Origin of the sequence: Chlamydia pneumoniae TW-183 (genome assembly GCF_000007205.1) — a bacterium.
GTDB classification, from domain to species: Bacteria; Chlamydiota; Chlamydiia; order Chlamydiales; family Chlamydiaceae; genus Chlamydia; species Chlamydia pneumoniae.
Genome location: NC_005043.1, coordinates 916,429 through 931,667 on the forward strand (window position 1 = coordinate 916,429; position 15,239 = coordinate 931,667).

Below are 15,239 nucleotides of genomic sequence, written 5' to 3' on the forward strand. Positions count from 1 at the left end.
ATTTAACGAAGGCACCTATGTCTACAAGAAGGCCTATTCAGTTACTTGATCCCCTGACCATCAATCAAATTGCTGCTGGTGAGGTCATTGAAAACTCCGTTTCTGTTGTTAAAGAACTGATTGAGAATTCCTTAGATGCTGGCGCCGATGAAATAGAAATCGAAACTTTAGGAGGGGGACAAGGCGCAATCATTATCAGAGATAATGGTTGTGGCTTCAGAGCCGAAGACATCCCCATTGCCCTCCAACGTCACGCCACTTCAAAAATAAGAGAATTCTCTGATATTTTTTCTTTAAATAGCTTTGGCTTTCGAGGCGAGGCTCTACCCTCCATTGCCTCGATTTCTAAAATGGAAATACAATCTTCCATTGAGGGGGACGAGGGTGTACGTACCGTAATTCATGGGGGAGACATCGTTTCTTGTGAGCCCTGTGCTCGGCAACTAGGAACCACAGTGATTGTGAACTCCCTGTTTTATAATGTTCCTGTGCGTCGTGGATTCCAAAAGAGCATGCAATCGGATCGCTTAGGGATTCGCAAGCTGATAGAAAATCGGATTTTATCCACAGCAAACATAGGGTGGTCCTGGATTAGCGAGGGACATCATGAAATTCAGATTGCTAAGCAGCAAGGATTTCAAGAAAGAGTCGCCTATGTGATGGGAGACCACTTCATGCAGGATGCCCTCACCATAGATAAAGAGGCAAATGGTGTCCGTATTGTAGGGGTGTTAGGGTCTCCCAGCTTCCACCGTCCCACACGTCAAGGACAGAAAATCTTTATTAACGATCGCCCTATAGAGTCTTTATTTATTTCTAAGAAGGTTGGGGACGCCTATGCCTTGCTTCTGCCTCTACACAGGTATCCTGTTTTTGTGCTGAAGCTCTATCTTCCTTCGTCATGGTGTGATTTTAATGTCCACCCACAAAAAATAGAGGCTCGAATTCTTAAGGAAGAACTTGTTGGAGATTGTATCAAAGAAGCTATCGTAGAGACTCTAGCATGTCCTCCTGGCATCTTATGTCGTACGCATCAAGAAATAGAAGAATCTGATTCGGTGCCCTTACCCATGTTTCGTATGTTGGAAACAAGCGATGTGCAAGAAGAAGAGAGTGTAGAGTTTGATCAAAATCTTTTTGCATATAGTTCAGAAGATGTTTCCTTAGAGAAACAAGAATATACATCTAGAGGACCTAAGTCCCAAATGGATTGGATATATTCTAGCGACGTTCGTTTTTTAACTTCTTTAGGTCGTGTGGTCCTGGCTGAGGATCTTGAGGGTGTGCACATTATTTTTACAGCTGCAGCGCGAAAGCACCTGTTTTTTCTGTCTTTGATGCAAGAGAATTCTCGCATGTATCAATCACAAGCATTACTGATTCCTCTACGCCTTCAGGTGACTCCTGAGGAGGCTTTTTTCTTCTCTCATCACGGAAGAACGTTATGCGACTTAGGAATAGAAATATCACAGGTAGGACCTTGTGTTTTCTCTATTGAAAGTACCCCCACTGTCATTGGTGAAGAAGAGCTAAAAGAATGGTTATTGCTATTGGCAGCAAGGGGCTCTACTGATATAAACTCAGAGGCTTTAACAGCATTGATGAAAGAAACTTTGACGCAGGCAACGTTTTCTAAACATCAGCATGTTTTTGATGTTTCCTGGCTCAAATTGCTTTGGAGTGTAGGGAAACCTGAAAAAGGATTTGACGGTGCACGAATTCGTCGGTTAATTTTAGACTCTGATTTTATGGAAGGATAATCATATGTCACACGATCGTATTTTACGTGCTCAAAGAGCCCTCTCAGAACATAATCTTGATGCTATTCTTGTGGAAAAAAGCGAAGATCTTGCTTATTTCCTGCATGATGAAGCGATTGCAGGGATCTTATTGATAGGGCAGCAAGAAGTGATGTTCTTTGTCTACAGAATGGATAAGGACCTCTATTCTCATATCCAACGTGTGCCTTTGACTTTTCTCACTCAGGATGTTGTTGCAGACTTATCGCTCTACGTACAAAAACAGAGGTATCAGAAAATAGGATTTGATAGTGCCTCAACAGTGTATCACAAGTTTGCACAGAGGCAAGTACTTCCCTGTCTTTGGGAGCCTTTAGAGTGCTTCACAGAGAAAATTCGTAGTATAAAATCTGAAGAAGAAATTAGACGCATGCAAGAAGCTGCAGCTTTGGGATCCGCAGGATATGATTACGTATTGACGTTACTTCGAGAGGGAATCACAGAGAAAGAGGTCGTGAGACAGCTGCGAGCTTTCTGGGCTGAGGCAGGAGCCGAAGGACCTTCTTTTCCTCCCATTATTGCTTTTGGAGAGCATTCAGCGTTTCCACACTCGATCCCTACAGACCGTCCTTTAAAGAAAGGAGATATTGTTCTTATTGATATTGGAGTTCTTCTGAACGGGTATTGTTCTGATATGACCCGGATGACGGCATTGGGAACTCCGCATCCTAAGCTTTTGGAAAGCTATCCTGTGGTTGTGGAAGCTCAAAAGCGCGCCATGGCTCTTTGCAAAGAAGGAGTGCTTTGGGGAGACATTGATGCAGAAGCTGTGCGTGTACTGCGAGAGCATCACCTGGATACTTATTTTATCCATGGAATAGGACACGGGGTGGGGAGACATATTCATGAGTACCCTTGTTCTCCGCGGGGAAGTCAGGTGAAACTGGAATCTGGCATGACCATTACTGTGGAGCCAGGGGTCTATTTTCCTGGGATTGGTGGGATTCGCATCGAGGACACCCTATGTATAGATAAAAATAAAAATTTTAGTTTGACTGCACGTCCTGTAATCTCAGAGTTAGTTTGTTTATAAATTAAATTGGATTTAGTTTTTAAATTTAAATTGAATTTAATTTGTTTTTATAAATTGATTTTTTTTGTTTTTTAAGTTATCTTATAACTTTATTTTTAACCTGCCCCTCACTATGTACCAGCTTCTTTCGATAGGTTATAGTTTTGTGAGTTTCATCGCTCTGCTTTGGATGCTGTGTTATTCACCGAACTATGTAACAGATTTATATAGGATTTCTTTGAGTGCCGAGGAAAGCTTAGGGGGGATTCGAGCGTTTCCTCAGGCAGAGAGCCTCCTGGGCGGAGCCTGTGCTTTAAATTTTCCAGATCTAGAAGAGAGATTGCCTGATTTAAGGAAAGAGCTGCTTTTTCTGGGCAGTAACGATAGACCAGACGCTTGTGGTGGGAAGTTTTCGCTACAACTAGCCTCTTCAAAAGAGTGCTACATCGCGGCTCTTAAGGAGAGAGTCTATTTGAACGTCACCAACTCTTCTCGAGGCCCTGTGTATTCATTCAGCCCTAAAGGGGTACCCACAGAGTTGTGGATTGAGTGCTTTTCTGTGAGCGTGGATGGTAGAGTAGAAGTTAAGGTGCGCCTCCAAGGTTTACATAAGGAGTTAATTTCGAAGCCGCGAGATTGTGAAACCTTATTTTTAAACCCTCCAGCTAATAAACTAGATTGCTGGGAGATTGCGGGATTTAGAGTAGATGCAAGCTTTCCTGTAAAACAAAAGATACGTCGTATCGGTGTGGATAAGTTTCTCTTGATGCATGGGGGAGCTGAGTACGCGGATAAGGCGACAAAAGAACGTGTCGATTTTGTTTCCTCTGATGAGGAGAATTATAGTCGGTACCTTGCTGTTGGAGATGTTCTCCTTTGGGATGGCAACTGCTGGCAGACCTGCGGAGAGTTTCAAGGAGCGAGCTCGCGAGCGCCTCTTTTTGAGGTGAAGAGGATCGACGATAAGGTCATGATTGCGGATCTATGGAATGTCGGGGGTACGCAACGTCAGACGATAAGTCTTGTGAAAGGGGTGCCTTCTCCTATCGAAATTAACGAAGTGATACGTGAAATCGAGTTCACTGGGATGCGCTCATGGTCAAAGCCTATCGTTTTGGTAGGGGGACAAAGGCTGATTCTTTCTCCCGACGATTGGATACTAAGAACTGCTAAGGGTTGGGAGAAACTTTCAAGGGCAGACCAGATTCAAGATTACGTTACAGGAAAGGTAACAGGACCTCTTTTGGTCTTTGAAAAGTTAGAAAAGGATCTTCGAGGGTTTGTCTTGCGAGGGCATATGTTTAATGCACAGCGAACTCTCGTAGAGACAATCAGTTTACCGTTAAAACAAGGATTTGAGCCTGCTGTGGCTTCTCAAGAAGTGTCTTCAAACACACGTAGCGCAGCAGCACATCCAGGGGCGACCAATCGTGGGGGATCATAGATGGTTTTTTTCCGTAATTCTTTACTGCATTTAGTTGCCCTATCCGGAATGCTCTGTTGTTCTTCTGGAGTGGCTTTAACGATAGCCGAGAAGATGGCTTCTTTAGAGCACTCGGGGAGAGGAGCAGACGATTATGAGGGGATGGCTTCGTTTAATGCCAATATGAGGGAGTATAGCCTTCAGCTGAGCAAGTTGTATGAGGAAGCACGAAAGCTACGCGCTTCTGGAACTGAGGATGAAGCTCTGTGGAAGGACTTAATTCGACGGATTGGTGAGGTGCGAGGCTATCTTCGAGAGATCGAGGAGCTTTGGGCTGCAGAAATTCGTGAGAAAGGGGGCAATCTCGAGGACTACGCCCTCTGGAATCACCCAGAGACTACGATTTACAATCTTGTTACCGATTACGGAACCGAAGACTCTATTTATTTGATTCCTCAAGAAATCGGAGCGATTAAAATCGCAACCTTATCGAAATTTGTAGTTCCTAAAGAGTCTTTCGAAGACTGTCTCACTCAGATCCTATCTCGCTTAGGTATTGGCGTGCGTCAGGTCAATTCTTGGATTAAGGAACTTTATATGATGCGTAAGGAGGGCTGCAGTGTTGCTGGAGTTTTTTCCTCCAGAAAAGATTTAGAGGCGCTCCCAGAAACAGCCTATATTGGTTTTGTATTGAATTCGAACGTAGATGCGCATACCAATCAACATGTCTTAAAAAAGTTCATTAACCCTGAAACAACGCATGTAGATGTGATTGCAGGACGTGTGTGGATTTTTGGTTCTGCGGGGGAAGTCGGCGAGCTTCTGAAGATTTATAATTTTGTGCAGTCGGAGAGCATACGTCAAGAGTATCGGGTGATTCCCTTAACTAAGATCGATCCAGGGGAGATGATTTCCATTCTCAACGCAGCATTTCGTGAGGATCTGACTAAAGATGTTAGTGAAGAATCTTTAGGCCTTCGTGTAGTTCCTTTACAGTATCAAGGGCGTTCGTTGTTTTTAAGTGGAACCGCGGCGTTAGTGCAGCAAGCGCTGACTCTCATTCGAGAGCTTGAAGAAGGGATTGAGAACCCTACGGATAAAACAGTATTTTGGTATAACGTCAAGCACTCCGATCCCCAAGAGTTGGCGGCATTGCTTTCCCAAGTCCATGATGTCTTCTCTGGCGAGAATAAGGCGAGTGTCGGAGCTGCAGATGGATGTGGGTCGCAATTAAATGCCTCGATCCAAATTGATACTACAGTAAGTTCTTCTGCGAAAGATGGCTCAGTGAAGTACGGAAACTTCATCGCGGATTCTAAGACAGGAACTCTGATTATGGTGGTTGAGAAAGAAGTTCTTCCACGTATTCAGATGCTACTTAAGAAACTAGATGTCCCTAAAAAGATGGTCCGTATCGAGGTGCTGTTATTTGAAAGAAAATTGGCACATGAGCAGAAATCTGGGTTAAATCTTCTACGTCTTGGTGAGGAAGTTTGTAAAAAAGGGTGCAGTCCTTCTGTGTCTTGGGCCGGGGGTACTGGCATACTAGAATTTTTATTTAAAGGAAGTACGGGATCTTCGATAGTTCCTGGTTATGATCTCGCCTATCAATTTTTAATGGCTCAAGAGGACGTTCGGATTAATGCGAGTCCTTCTGTAGTTACTATGAACCAAACCCCAGCACGGATTGCTGTTGTTGATGAAATGTCAATAGCGGTGTCTTCAGATAAAGATAAAGCGCAATACAATCGTGCGCAGTACGGTATCATGATAAAAATGCTCCCCGTAATTAATGTGGGAGAGGAAGACGGAAAAAGTTACATTACTTTAGAGACAGACATCACCTTTGATACTACGGGAAAAAATCATGATGATCGTCCTGATGTTACAAGGCGTAATATTACTAATAAGGTGCGCATTGCTGACGGAGAGACTGTGATTATTGGAGGTTTGCGTTGCAAACAGATGTCAGATTCTCATGATGGCATTCCTTTCCTTGGAGACATTCCTGGTATAGGGAAGTTATTTGGAATGAGTTCCACATCAGACAGTCTCACGGAGATGTTTGTATTTATCACTCCGAAGATCCTAGAAAATCCTGTAGAGCAACAAGAACGTAAAGAAGAAGCTTTACTCTCTTCGCGCCCTGGAGAGAGAGAAGAATACTATCAGGCTTTAGCAGCTAGTGAGGCTGCAGCACGAGCAGCTCATAAAAAATTAGAGATGTTCCCGGCATCAGGAGTATCTTTATCTCAGGTAGAGAGGCAAGAATACGATGGCTGCTAGTATTTTATCTCAGGAGCTTTTGGATATCCTTCCTTATACTTTTTTAAAGAAACACTGTCTTCTCCCTATTGAAGAGAGTAGTGAGGCTATTACTATAGCCCATGCTACCGCGACTTCAGTCATTGCTCAAGATGAAGTCAAATTGTTAATAAAAAAGCCTGTGCGTTTCGTTCTAAAAGAGGAATCGGAGATTCTGCAGCGCTTACAGCAGCTCTACAGCAATCGGGAAGGTAATGTTTCCGATATGTTGTTAACAATGAAAGAGGAAGATGGCACTACGATTTCGGAAGAAGAAGATCTTCTGGAGACTACGGATACGATCCCAGTCGTACGCTTGTTGAACTGGATTCTGAAAGAAGCGATTGAAGAGCGCGCTTCGGACATTCATTTTGAGCCTTGTGAGGATTCTATGAGAATCCGCTACCGCATTGATGGTGTGCTTCACGATCGTCATTCCCCACCTTCCCACCTGCGTTCGGCATTAACCACTCGGCTTAAAGTCCTCGCAAAGATGGATATTGCGGAGCACCGTCTTCCTCAAGACGGGCGTATTAAGATCCATATTGGTGGTCAGGAAGTGGACATGCGTGTCAGCACGGTTCCCGTGATTTATGGCGAGCGTGTTGTTCTTCGTATTTTAGATAAGCGCAATGTCATTTTGGATATCGCGGGCTTGCATATGCCTAAGGGTACCGAAATACTCTTTAAAGATACCATAACAGCTCCTGAAGGGATCCTTCTGGTTACAGGACCTACAGGCAGTGGGAAAACTACGACCCTCTACAGTGTATTACAAGAGCTTAAGGGACCTTTAACAAATATCATGACGATCGAAGATCCTCCAGAGTATAAACTGCCTGGAATTGCTCAGATTGCTGTGAAGCCTAAAATTGGGCTGACTTTCGCACGAGGGTTACGGCATTTACTGCGTCAAGATCCCGATATCCTTATGGTCGGAGAAATCCGAGATCAGGAAACTGCAGAAATCGCAATACAAGCAGCATTGACTGGGCATTTGGTAGTGAGCACGCTCCATACGAATGACGCTATTTCTGCGATTCCCCGTCTTCTGGATATGGGGATAGAATCCTATTTGTTATCGGCAACGCTCGTTGGCGTGGTTGCCCAGAGGCTGGTGCGAACCATTTGTCCCTATTGTAAGGTCGCTTATACTCCTGAGAATCAGGAAAAATCTTTTCTAGCTTCTCTAGGGAAAGATACAGAAATGCCTTTATATCGGGGGCAAGGGTGCGTGCATTGTTTCCGTTCCGGATATAAAGGAAGACAGGGAATTTACGAATTTTTACGCCCGAATACACTATTTCGTTCAGAAGTAGCCTCAAACCGCCCCTATCATATTTTACGAGAAACTGCAGAACAAAACGGATTCTTACCGATCTTAGAGCACGGCATCGCTCTTGCTGTATCTGGTGAGACTACCTTAGCAGAAGTCTTAAGAGTTACCAAGCGCTGTGATTAGGGAGGGCGGATGCCTCGATATCGGTATACATATTTAGATCCCAAAGAGCGAAGGAAACGAGGATATTTGGAAGCCCTTCATATACAAGAAGCTAGAGAAAAGCTCGCCCAGGAAAATATCCAAGTTTTGGATATTCGTGAGGTCGCCTTACGAAGAATGAGCATTAAAAGTACCGAGCTCATCGTGTTTACAAAACAGCTCCTCCTCCTCCTACGCTCTGGACTGCCGCTATATGAAAGCTTGGTATCTCTCCGAGATCAGTATCATGAGCAGAAAATGGGACTTTTGCTCACATCGTTTATGGAAACTCTAAGATCGGGTGGGTCTTTATCTCAAGCTATGGCAGCACATCCGAATATCTTTGATCACTTTTATTGTAGTGGTGTCGCTGCTGGAGAAAGTGTGGGGAATCTCGAAGGGTGTCTGCAAAATATTATTGTTGTTCTGGAAGAGCGTGCGCAGATTACCAAGAAGATGGTCGGCGCATTAAGTTATCCTTGTGTGTTGTTAGTATTTTCTTTTGCCGTGATGCTTTTCTTTTTGTTAGGAGTGATCCCTTCATTAAAAGAGACCTTTGAAAATATGGAAGTCAAAGGACTAACAAAAATTGTTTTTGGAGTTAGCGACTGTCTCTCCGCATACCGGTATCTATTTTTAGGATTTGCGAGTGCTTTGATTACCGTTGGAATTTTGATGCGCCATCGCATTCCCTGGAAAAAGATCCTAGAGAAGCTCTTATTTGCTTTGCCAGGAACCAAGAAGTTTGTTGTTAAGGTAGCGGTGAATCGGTTTTGTTCCGTGGCATCGGCAATCTTGAAGGGAGGGGGGACCCTAATCGAAGGTCTCGACTTGGGGTGTGACGCAATTCCCTATGACAGACTGAAGACCGATATGAGAGATATTGTTCAGGCTGTAATCGGTGGGGGATCTTTAAGTCAGGAGCTTGCTCAGCGCTCTTGGGTTCCCAAGCTCGCTATAGGGATGATTGCTTTGGGAGAAGAGTCGGGGGATCTTGCCGACGTTTTAGGATATGTAGCCCACATTTATAATGAGGATACACAAAAAACGTTGGCTTCGATAACGTCGTGGTGTCAACCCGTGATTCTGATTTTTCTTGGTGGCCTGATCGGTGTGATCATGTTGGCAATATTGATCCCACTCACAAGCAATATCCAAACATTATAAAGTGTGTACTCAGAGGAGTCGGTATGAAAAGACAAAAGAGAAAGCAGTCCATCACATTGATTGAGATGATGGTTGTAATCACCCTCATAGGGATTATTGGTGGTGCTTTAGCATTCAATATGCGAGGCAGTATCCATAAAGGTAAGGTATTTCAATCTGAGCAAAATTGTGCGAAAGTATACGACATCTTGATGATGGAGTATGCCACGGGGGGATCTTCGTTAAAGGAAATCATTGCTCATAAGGAGACAGTTGTCGAAGAGGCTTCTTGGTGTAAAGAGGGTAGGAAATTACTTAAAGACGCTTGGGGAGAAGATCTGATTGTGCAACTTAATGATAAGGGTGATGATTTAGTCATCTTCTCTAAGCGTGTACAAAGTTCAAATAAGAAGTAACTCTTGAGTAACATCATGGGGTCTCGACGTAAACTTAAACGTAGCTTTTTACTTATAGAAGTCCTGATGGCGCTTTCTTTGGTTTGTGCAGTGCTCTTGCCCTGCATCAGATTTTACTACGCCATCCACAGGTCTTTTGAGGAAGATATTTTTAATTTGCAATTGCCAGCCCTGATCGACCACTGCTTTCTATCTGTTGAAGAAAAGATGCGTCAGCAAATGGCAGAAGGAACTGTTCTCACCTCAGGGAAAGGGCAGACAGTTTCTTTAGCATATACCAGTCAGGGGATAGGCTATCGGATCCCTTATGGTTACAATGTAGATATCCGTCAGGAAGTCCGTGGTGATAATCTTAAGATGAAAGTTTGCCTTGCCGATGTTGTTGTGGAACTTTTCCCAGATCAGAAACAAGCAGTATCCGTACAGAGATGCCTATGTGTAACTCTATAGCTATGAAAAAGCAAAAGCGTGGCTTTGTGCTTATGGAATTACTCATGTCGTTCACTCTAATTGCTTTGTTATTAGGGACTTTAGGATTTTGGTATCGGAAAATTTATACTGTACAAAAGCAAAAAGAACGTATTTATAACTTTTATATCGAAGAAAGCCGAGCCTACAAGCAGCTCAGAACCCTGTTTAGCATGTCCTTGTCTTCATCTTACGAGGAGCCTGGATCATTATTTTCTTTAATCTTTGATCGGGGTGTTTATCGAGATCCTAAGCTGGCAGGTGCGGTACGAGCTTCTCTCCATCATGACACCAAGGATCAGAGATTGGAACTTCGTATTTGTAATATTAAGGATCAGTCTTACTTTGAAACACAGCGACTGCTCTCCCACGTGACCCATGTTGTACTTTCCTTCCAGAGAAATCCTGATCCTGAAAAACTTCCTGAAACAATTGCTTTAACTATAACACGGGAACCTAAAGCATATCCTCCAAGGACGTTAACATACCAATTTGCGGTTGGGAAATAAGCCTATGCAACCTTTTATCTTTACTTTACTGTGCTTGACATCTTTGGTTTCTTTAGTCGCCTTTGATGCTGCGAATGCTCGTAAACGTTGTGCCTGTGCTCAAACTATAGAACGTGGAGAGAACTTCTTTTCCATAAAACGCTCTGCTTGTGCTGAAATCGAATATCAAGAAAAATCTCGCCACGCCTCAGCAATTGAAAGAATCTCAAAAGATAAAGGCAAAGTCACTCCAAAGCAGATTGCGAAAGTAGCTACTAAGAAAAAGCAAAGATACCGTTTATTGCAGGTTCCTTTTTCAAGGCCTCCGAATAACTCAAGGTATAACCTCTATGCTTTGCTTAGTGAACCTCCCGAATGCTATAGCGATACAGCATCATGGTATGCTATTTTTATTCGGTTACTTCGACGTGCTTATGTAGACACGGGAAATGTACCTCCTGGATCTGAGTATGCCATCGCTAATGCTTTGATAAGTAACAAACAAGAGATTTTAGAGAGGGGAGCGCAGCTTGGACCCGATGTTATTGAAACTCTAACATTGCCTGAGGAACAAGCCGAGATTTTTTATAAAATGCTCAAAGGGTCGTCAAACTCTCAGTCGCTACTGAATTTTCTGCATTATGAAGAGAAAAGCTTAGGCCACTGTAAGCTAAATCTGATCTTCATGGATCCCCTACTGTTAGAAGCTGTTCTAGATCATCCCGATGCTTATAGGGAAACGTCGCTCCTGCGCGATGGCATTTGGGAAGCGGTGAAGCGTCAAGAACATGCCATCCAAGAACATGGCCAGGCAGCTGCTTTGGAGCTTTTTAAAACACGCACCGACTTCCGCCTGGAGCTGCGAGATAAGATGCAGTTACTTCTAAGTCGATACGATTTGCTCCCCTTATTAAATAAAAAAATGTTCGACTACACCTTAGGAAGTGCCGGAGATTACTTATTTTTGGTAGACCCAGATACTAAGGCAATTTCTCGATGTCGCTGCCCTTCAAAGAGTATTAAATTATAATTTAATTTTAATATTTATTTTAAATAGTTTTTTTTGATAATTGTCTTAATAAGTACTATAAAAAATATTTCTATAGGTAGGGCCATGGCAGACGAGACCCCGAAAGAGAACTCCTCCAAAGAATCGTCCTCACAATTTGACTCTTTGAAGCGTAAGGTGAAAGATTTACACTCCAATCCTAAAGTAGGGAAATGGAAGAAGTTTCTTTCTCATCGAGCTTGCGAAGCTATCGGTGGTTGCTTGGTGCTGGTTGGTATCATCGCTGATTTTATTTCATGGGCTGGAGGACTGTTTATTGCTTGTGGTGTGGTCCTAGGTTTTCACGTTGAAATTCGTAAAATGCTTAGCAATCTCCAGAGCTATTCGATTGCTAATGGCCCTATTAAGAATGCAATTCTCTGTGGCTTGATTTTATTTTTTGTATTAAACATCCCTTCCTTTGCAGTCTCGTTTATTGTTCTCTGTGTCATTCTTTCTTTTATTACAACAGCACCGTCATGTTCGACGTGTTCGAAAGATCATTGTGACAAACATCAAGATACTTCTAATAAACCTTCTTAAAACTACTTTTTCCCTAAAGGCAAAATGTTGAAGCCCTCCTTTCCTCAACTTTTTGCCTTGTTTTCAGGCATGTTCGTCGAGAGCTCACAGGCTGGAACGTATCTCATGTTTTAAGAGATGCATCCTTTTCTATAGTCTTGAATTTATAGATTCTTAGATTACAAAAGAATATGCGAGAGATTCCCTAAGATAATCCATAAACAGTGCGCTAAGATTCGTAAGTGAGCGCATCTCCAGATAAGAGTCACGATAAGAGCCTAGGGGATTAGAGTACTTGAGGGTTGGAACCTAGGAGCATAATGGGGACTTCTTTGAACCAAGCAAGAGTGAAATAATCTATCTGCTTAATTATGAACCACCACGCCAGGGTGAGAAAGAGAAGACCCATGAAAGCCTTAAGGGCAGAGAGGAGGTAGATGACCTGAACTTGAGGTGCCATACGGTTAATAATCCCTAAGAATAGGTCGGACATTAACATCGCCAAAGCTGCAGGAGCACTCAGCTGTATGGTCATCACGAGACAGAGCTGGCACATCTTGATCATAGTAATCCAAATCGGGGCACTTAAGCTCATCATCTCGGCAGGAAAGAAACTATGGATCGGAATGACTTCAAGAGTTTGCAATAACAAAGAGATTACAATACGGTGACCACCCACTAACCAAAAAATAATAGTCACGAAGTAATGGTATAAAATGCCATGCGGAGAGGTCTGCTCAATGGAAATCAGGGATGTCGCGCCCTCTAAACCCTGAATCCCTTGTTGGTTAGTGATGAAAGATCCTGCCGATTGTGCAGCATAAAAGGGAAATGCTAAAACAAAGCCTATCACAATGCCTATGATCATCTCCTTCACAAGTAAAACATAAAAGAGATTGTTATCCATGTAATTTGTGATCTGCGTATCCGCCAAGACTTTTGGAAAGATGATTGCAAGCCAAGAGAGACTAATCCCGATTTTAATAGGGGAGGGAAAGAGCTTTGCTCCTAAGAAGGGAGCTACAGCAAAAATAGGAAGCAGACGGGCTAATAAAAGAAGAAAAACTGACCAAACATAGGCCGGAGGATGTTGAAAGATATAATCTAAGTAAGCAGAACCTAGGTTGGAAAAAAGCTCTGGTAGAGAGATTCCCATAAGCTCTTTATTTCCATTTATAGAAGTTTTGGAAAATCTGACCTGCAAAGCGTAAAATCATATTGCTAAGCCACCCTCCAGAGATCATTAAGGTTCCAAAAATCACGACTAGTTTGACTGCAAAAGCGAAGGTCTGTTCTTGGATTTGTGTTGCGGCTTGGAAGATCGCAACCATAATCCCGACTATGGAAGCTAAGATGATGGGAGGTGCCGAAACAATCAAAATAAGTAATAATGATTGGTAGGAGTACTCAAAAAGAACAGATTTGAAACTAGTTGCGAAAAATGCTAACACGGCACGTGTCCTTATTTAAAGCTGATCATAAGCCCTTGGAGCAGTAATGTCCATCCGTCTACCATGACGATCAAAAGTAACTTTAAAGGTAACGAAATCGATAGAGGGGATAACATCATCATCTGCATCGCTACAAGAACGTTAGCAGTCACTAAATCAATAACAAAGAAAGGTAGATAGATCAAGACTCCAATTTCGAAAGCATTTTTTATCTGACCCATAATAAAAGCAGGAATAATGATTACAAAGTCGGAGGCAGTGAGGTGCGCTCGAATTTCCGAAGGGAAGGTTTTCTGTGAGATCTTGTAAAAGCTTTGAATTTGTGCTTTTGGAGTGTTGCGAATTAAGAAAGAGCGCAAAGGTTCTTTAGATTTGTTTAAAGCGACAAACACTGTTTCAGCACCTTCTGCAGTGAAGAGGCTTTGAGGAATGGTATTGGCTTCGATTTCCTTGCGAGCATCTTTATACATAGCCACTCCCGTGGGGAACATCACATAAATAGATAGGATGAGTGCAATCCCATTGAGGACTTGACTGGGAGGTGTTTGTTGTACTCCTAAGGCGTTACGTAATAAGACTAAAGTAATGATAATCTTTAGATACGAAGTGAGCAACATGACCAGGAAAGGCGATAGGGCCAAGAAAATTAAGATGATCGCTTGCGTTGTAATGTCTGGATACGTATCTGAGAAACTTCCATCTGACAGATGGTCTCTAGGGAGAACATCATCAGCATTCAGTGGGGGCATGTAGGAAGGCACTGACGATGCAGCAACAGGCTGTTGTACTACGTTCAAAGGATTAGAATTCGAGGGAGGAGGGGTAGGTTGACAACGCGAGGGACAGGAGTTTTCATATAGACTGGCGTCAGCAAAACAGCATGAGACGCTCAGCGTAAAAAAACAAAGGGAAAATCGAAAAATGGATCGCATAATAGTGAATACCTTTATTCTTTCTTATCCTGATCATTAGATAAAGAAGAAGAATCCGTGGATGATGAAGTCTCAGATGGCTCGTCTACAGGGTTCTTCGCTTTTAGTATAGTCGAGAAAGCTTTTTCTAAGGCATCTAATTGTACATCAAGCTGCGCATTGATGATCCCTGCTTCAGTCTCGATAATGCAACCCCCAGGAGTAACATCAGGTTTTGCTGTAAGAATTAAGGAGTCAGCATACTCCACGATGTTCTTGAGTTCAGGACGACTTTTCTCAACAAGAGGTAAATCTTTGGGATTGACAGAGATAATGATATGTTTATTTTGTGTGAGCTCTTTCAATGCTTGAGAAATAATAGAGACAATAGTTTCAGGATGTAATTCGAGTTCCTTCCCAATGATTTTCCTCACACTCGCAATTGCCAGAGGAACCAAGGCCTCGCGTACTCTTATGCGTAGATTTTTAGTTTCTTCTTCTAAGAAAGCAATTTGCTTGCTCCAGGATTCAGATCCCTCTTTAAATCCTTGATCTTTAGCTTCTTGACGAATTTGTGCACACTTTTGTTCTGTCTCTGCAACATAGGCTTCGCTATCGGCTTTTGTTTTTTCTAACAGCTCTTTGGCATCAAGGAAAGCAGAGAAAGCTTCAGGAGATAAAACCTTCTTATTTGGGGAGACATCATCATCTTTAAAAATTAAGCTAAAAAACTTCATCTTTACTATGGCGTAGTATCTTTGAGGCTGATTT

Annotated in this window: 14 protein-coding genes and 1 pseudogene; 11 read left to right on the plus strand and 4 right to left on the minus strand. The window is 42.8% G+C overall.

Going from position 1 to position 15,239, the window contains the following annotated elements:
* Positions 1-17 precede the first annotated feature (17 nt).
* The 11 genes from mutL (at position 18) to CPB_RS04240 (ending at position 12,127) form a co-directional block, all read left to right on the plus strand.
* Complete coding sequence (gene mutL / locus CPB_RS04190; RefSeq protein WP_010883449.1) at positions 18-1,760, plus strand: DNA mismatch repair endonuclease MutL; 1,743 nt, start codon at positions 18-20, stop codon at positions 1,758-1,760.
* Between the two features lie 4 nt (positions 1,761-1,764).
* On the plus strand, positions 1,765-2,832 hold the full coding sequence (locus tag CPB_RS04195) for a M24 family metallopeptidase (RefSeq protein WP_010883450.1): 1,068 nt from the start codon (positions 1,765-1,767) through the stop codon (positions 2,830-2,832).
* A gap of 169 nt (positions 2,833-3,001) precedes the next feature.
* A complete protein-coding gene (locus CPB_RS04200; protein ID WP_010892257.1) occupies positions 3,002-4,255 on the plus strand; it encodes a hypothetical protein in 1,254 nt (417 codons plus the stop codon).
* On the plus strand, positions 4,256-6,520 hold the full coding sequence (locus CPB_RS04205; RefSeq protein ID WP_010883452.1) for a secretin N-terminal domain-containing protein: 2,265 nt from the start codon (positions 4,256-4,258) through the stop codon (positions 6,518-6,520).
* Positions 6,510-8,000, plus strand: a complete 1,491-nt coding sequence (locus tag CPB_RS04210) for a GspE/PulE family protein (protein ID WP_010883453.1) — start codon at positions 6,510-6,512, stop codon at positions 7,998-8,000. The genes CPB_RS04205 and CPB_RS04210 overlap by 11 nt, the downstream gene beginning before the upstream one ends.
* 9 nt (positions 8,001-8,009) lie before the next feature.
* On the plus strand, positions 8,010-9,185 hold the full coding sequence (locus CPB_RS04215; RefSeq protein WP_010883454.1) for a type II secretion system F family protein: 1,176 nt from the start codon (positions 8,010-8,012) through the stop codon (positions 9,183-9,185).
* 23 nt (positions 9,186-9,208) lie between these two features.
* Positions 9,209-9,580 carry a type II secretion system protein gene (locus tag CPB_RS04220; RefSeq protein WP_010883455.1) on the plus strand — a complete coding sequence of 124 codons (372 nt, stop codon included), beginning with the start codon at positions 9,209-9,211 and terminating at the stop codon, positions 9,578-9,580.
* A gap of 15 nt (positions 9,581-9,595) precedes the next feature.
* Positions 9,596-10,030, plus strand: coding sequence for a hypothetical protein (locus tag CPB_RS04225; protein ID WP_010892256.1), 435 nt, complete (start codon positions 9,596-9,598; stop codon positions 10,028-10,030).
* Positions 10,015-10,557: a DUF1494 domain-containing protein gene (locus CPB_RS04230; protein WP_010883457.1), complete on the plus strand. Its 543-nt coding sequence runs from the start codon at positions 10,015-10,017 to the stop codon at positions 10,555-10,557. Before CPB_RS04225 ends, CPB_RS04230 begins: the two co-directional genes overlap by 16 nt.
* 4 nt (positions 10,558-10,561) lie before the next feature.
* Positions 10,562-11,566, plus strand: coding sequence for a hypothetical protein (locus tag CPB_RS04235; protein WP_010883458.1), 1,005 nt, complete (start codon positions 10,562-10,564; stop codon positions 11,564-11,566).
* Positions 11,567-11,650: 84 nt separating this feature from the next.
* The gene (locus tag CPB_RS04240) at positions 11,651-12,127 is read left to right on the plus strand and encodes a hypothetical protein (RefSeq protein WP_010883459.1); all 477 of its coding nucleotides are present in this window, start codon (positions 11,651-11,653) and stop codon (positions 12,125-12,127) included.
* A gap of 265 nt (positions 12,128-12,392) precedes the next feature.
* Here the strand turns inward: CPB_RS04240 and CPB_RS04245 are convergent, their stop codons facing one another.
* The 4 genes and pseudogenes from CPB_RS04245 to CPB_RS04260 form a co-directional block, all read right to left on the minus strand.
* Entirely contained in the window at positions 12,393-13,262 is an 870-nt protein-coding gene (locus CPB_RS04245) for an EscT/YscT/HrcT family type III secretion system export apparatus protein (protein WP_010883460.1), read from the minus strand.
* 7 nt (positions 13,263-13,269) lie between these two features.
* Positions 13,270-13,557, minus strand: coding sequence for a type III secretion system export apparatus subunit SctS (gene sctS, locus CPB_RS04250; RefSeq protein ID WP_010883461.1), 288 nt, complete (start codon positions 13,555-13,557; stop codon positions 13,270-13,272).
* Between the two features lie 11 nt (positions 13,558-13,568).
* Positions 13,569-14,318 (minus strand): annotated as a pseudogene (gene sctR / locus CPB_RS04255) (type III secretion system export apparatus subunit SctR); the annotation flags it as partial.
* A gap of 185 nt (positions 14,319-14,503) precedes the next feature.
* Positions 14,504-15,205 carry an HrpE/YscL family type III secretion apparatus protein gene (locus CPB_RS04260; protein WP_010883463.1) on the minus strand — a complete coding sequence of 234 codons (702 nt, stop codon included), beginning with the start codon at positions 15,203-15,205 and terminating at the stop codon, positions 14,504-14,506.
* Between the last annotated feature and the right edge of the window lie 34 nt (positions 15,206-15,239).

Bases quoted from the DNA above. Each gene is read 5' to 3' on its own strand.
- mutL (WP_010883449.1), top strand. From the start codon at position 18: ATGTCTACAAGAAGGCCTATTCAGTTACTTGATCCCCTGACCATCAAT.
- CPB_RS04195 (WP_010883450.1), top strand. From the start codon at position 1,765: ATGTCACACGATCGTATTTTACGTGCTCAAAGAGCCCTCTCAGAACAT.
- CPB_RS04200 (WP_010892257.1), top strand. From the start codon at position 3,002: ATGCTGTGTTATTCACCGAACTATGTAACAGATTTATATAGGATTTCT.
- CPB_RS04205 (WP_010883452.1), top strand. From the start codon at position 4,256: ATGGTTTTTTTCCGTAATTCTTTACTGCATTTAGTTGCCCTATCCGGA.
- CPB_RS04210 (WP_010883453.1), top strand. From the start codon at position 6,510: ATGGCTGCTAGTATTTTATCTCAGGAGCTTTTGGATATCCTTCCTTAT.
- CPB_RS04215 (WP_010883454.1), top strand. From the start codon at position 8,010: ATGCCTCGATATCGGTATACATATTTAGATCCCAAAGAGCGAAGGAAA.
- CPB_RS04220 (WP_010883455.1), top strand. From the start codon at position 9,209: ATGAAAAGACAAAAGAGAAAGCAGTCCATCACATTGATTGAGATGATG.
- CPB_RS04225 (WP_010892256.1), top strand. From the start codon at position 9,596: ATGGGGTCTCGACGTAAACTTAAACGTAGCTTTTTACTTATAGAAGTC.
- CPB_RS04230 (WP_010883457.1), top strand. From the start codon at position 10,015: ATGTGTAACTCTATAGCTATGAAAAAGCAAAAGCGTGGCTTTGTGCTT.
- CPB_RS04235 (WP_010883458.1), top strand. From the start codon at position 10,562: ATGCAACCTTTTATCTTTACTTTACTGTGCTTGACATCTTTGGTTTCT.
- CPB_RS04240 (WP_010883459.1), top strand. From the start codon at position 11,651: ATGGCAGACGAGACCCCGAAAGAGAACTCCTCCAAAGAATCGTCCTCA.
- CPB_RS04245 (WP_010883460.1), bottom strand. From the start codon at position 13,262: ATGGGAATCTCTCTACCAGAGCTTTTTTCCAACCTAGGTTCTGCTTAC.
- CPB_RS04260 (WP_010883463.1), bottom strand. From the start codon at position 15,205: ATGAAGTTTTTTAGCTTAATTTTTAAAGATGATGATGTCTCCCCAAAT.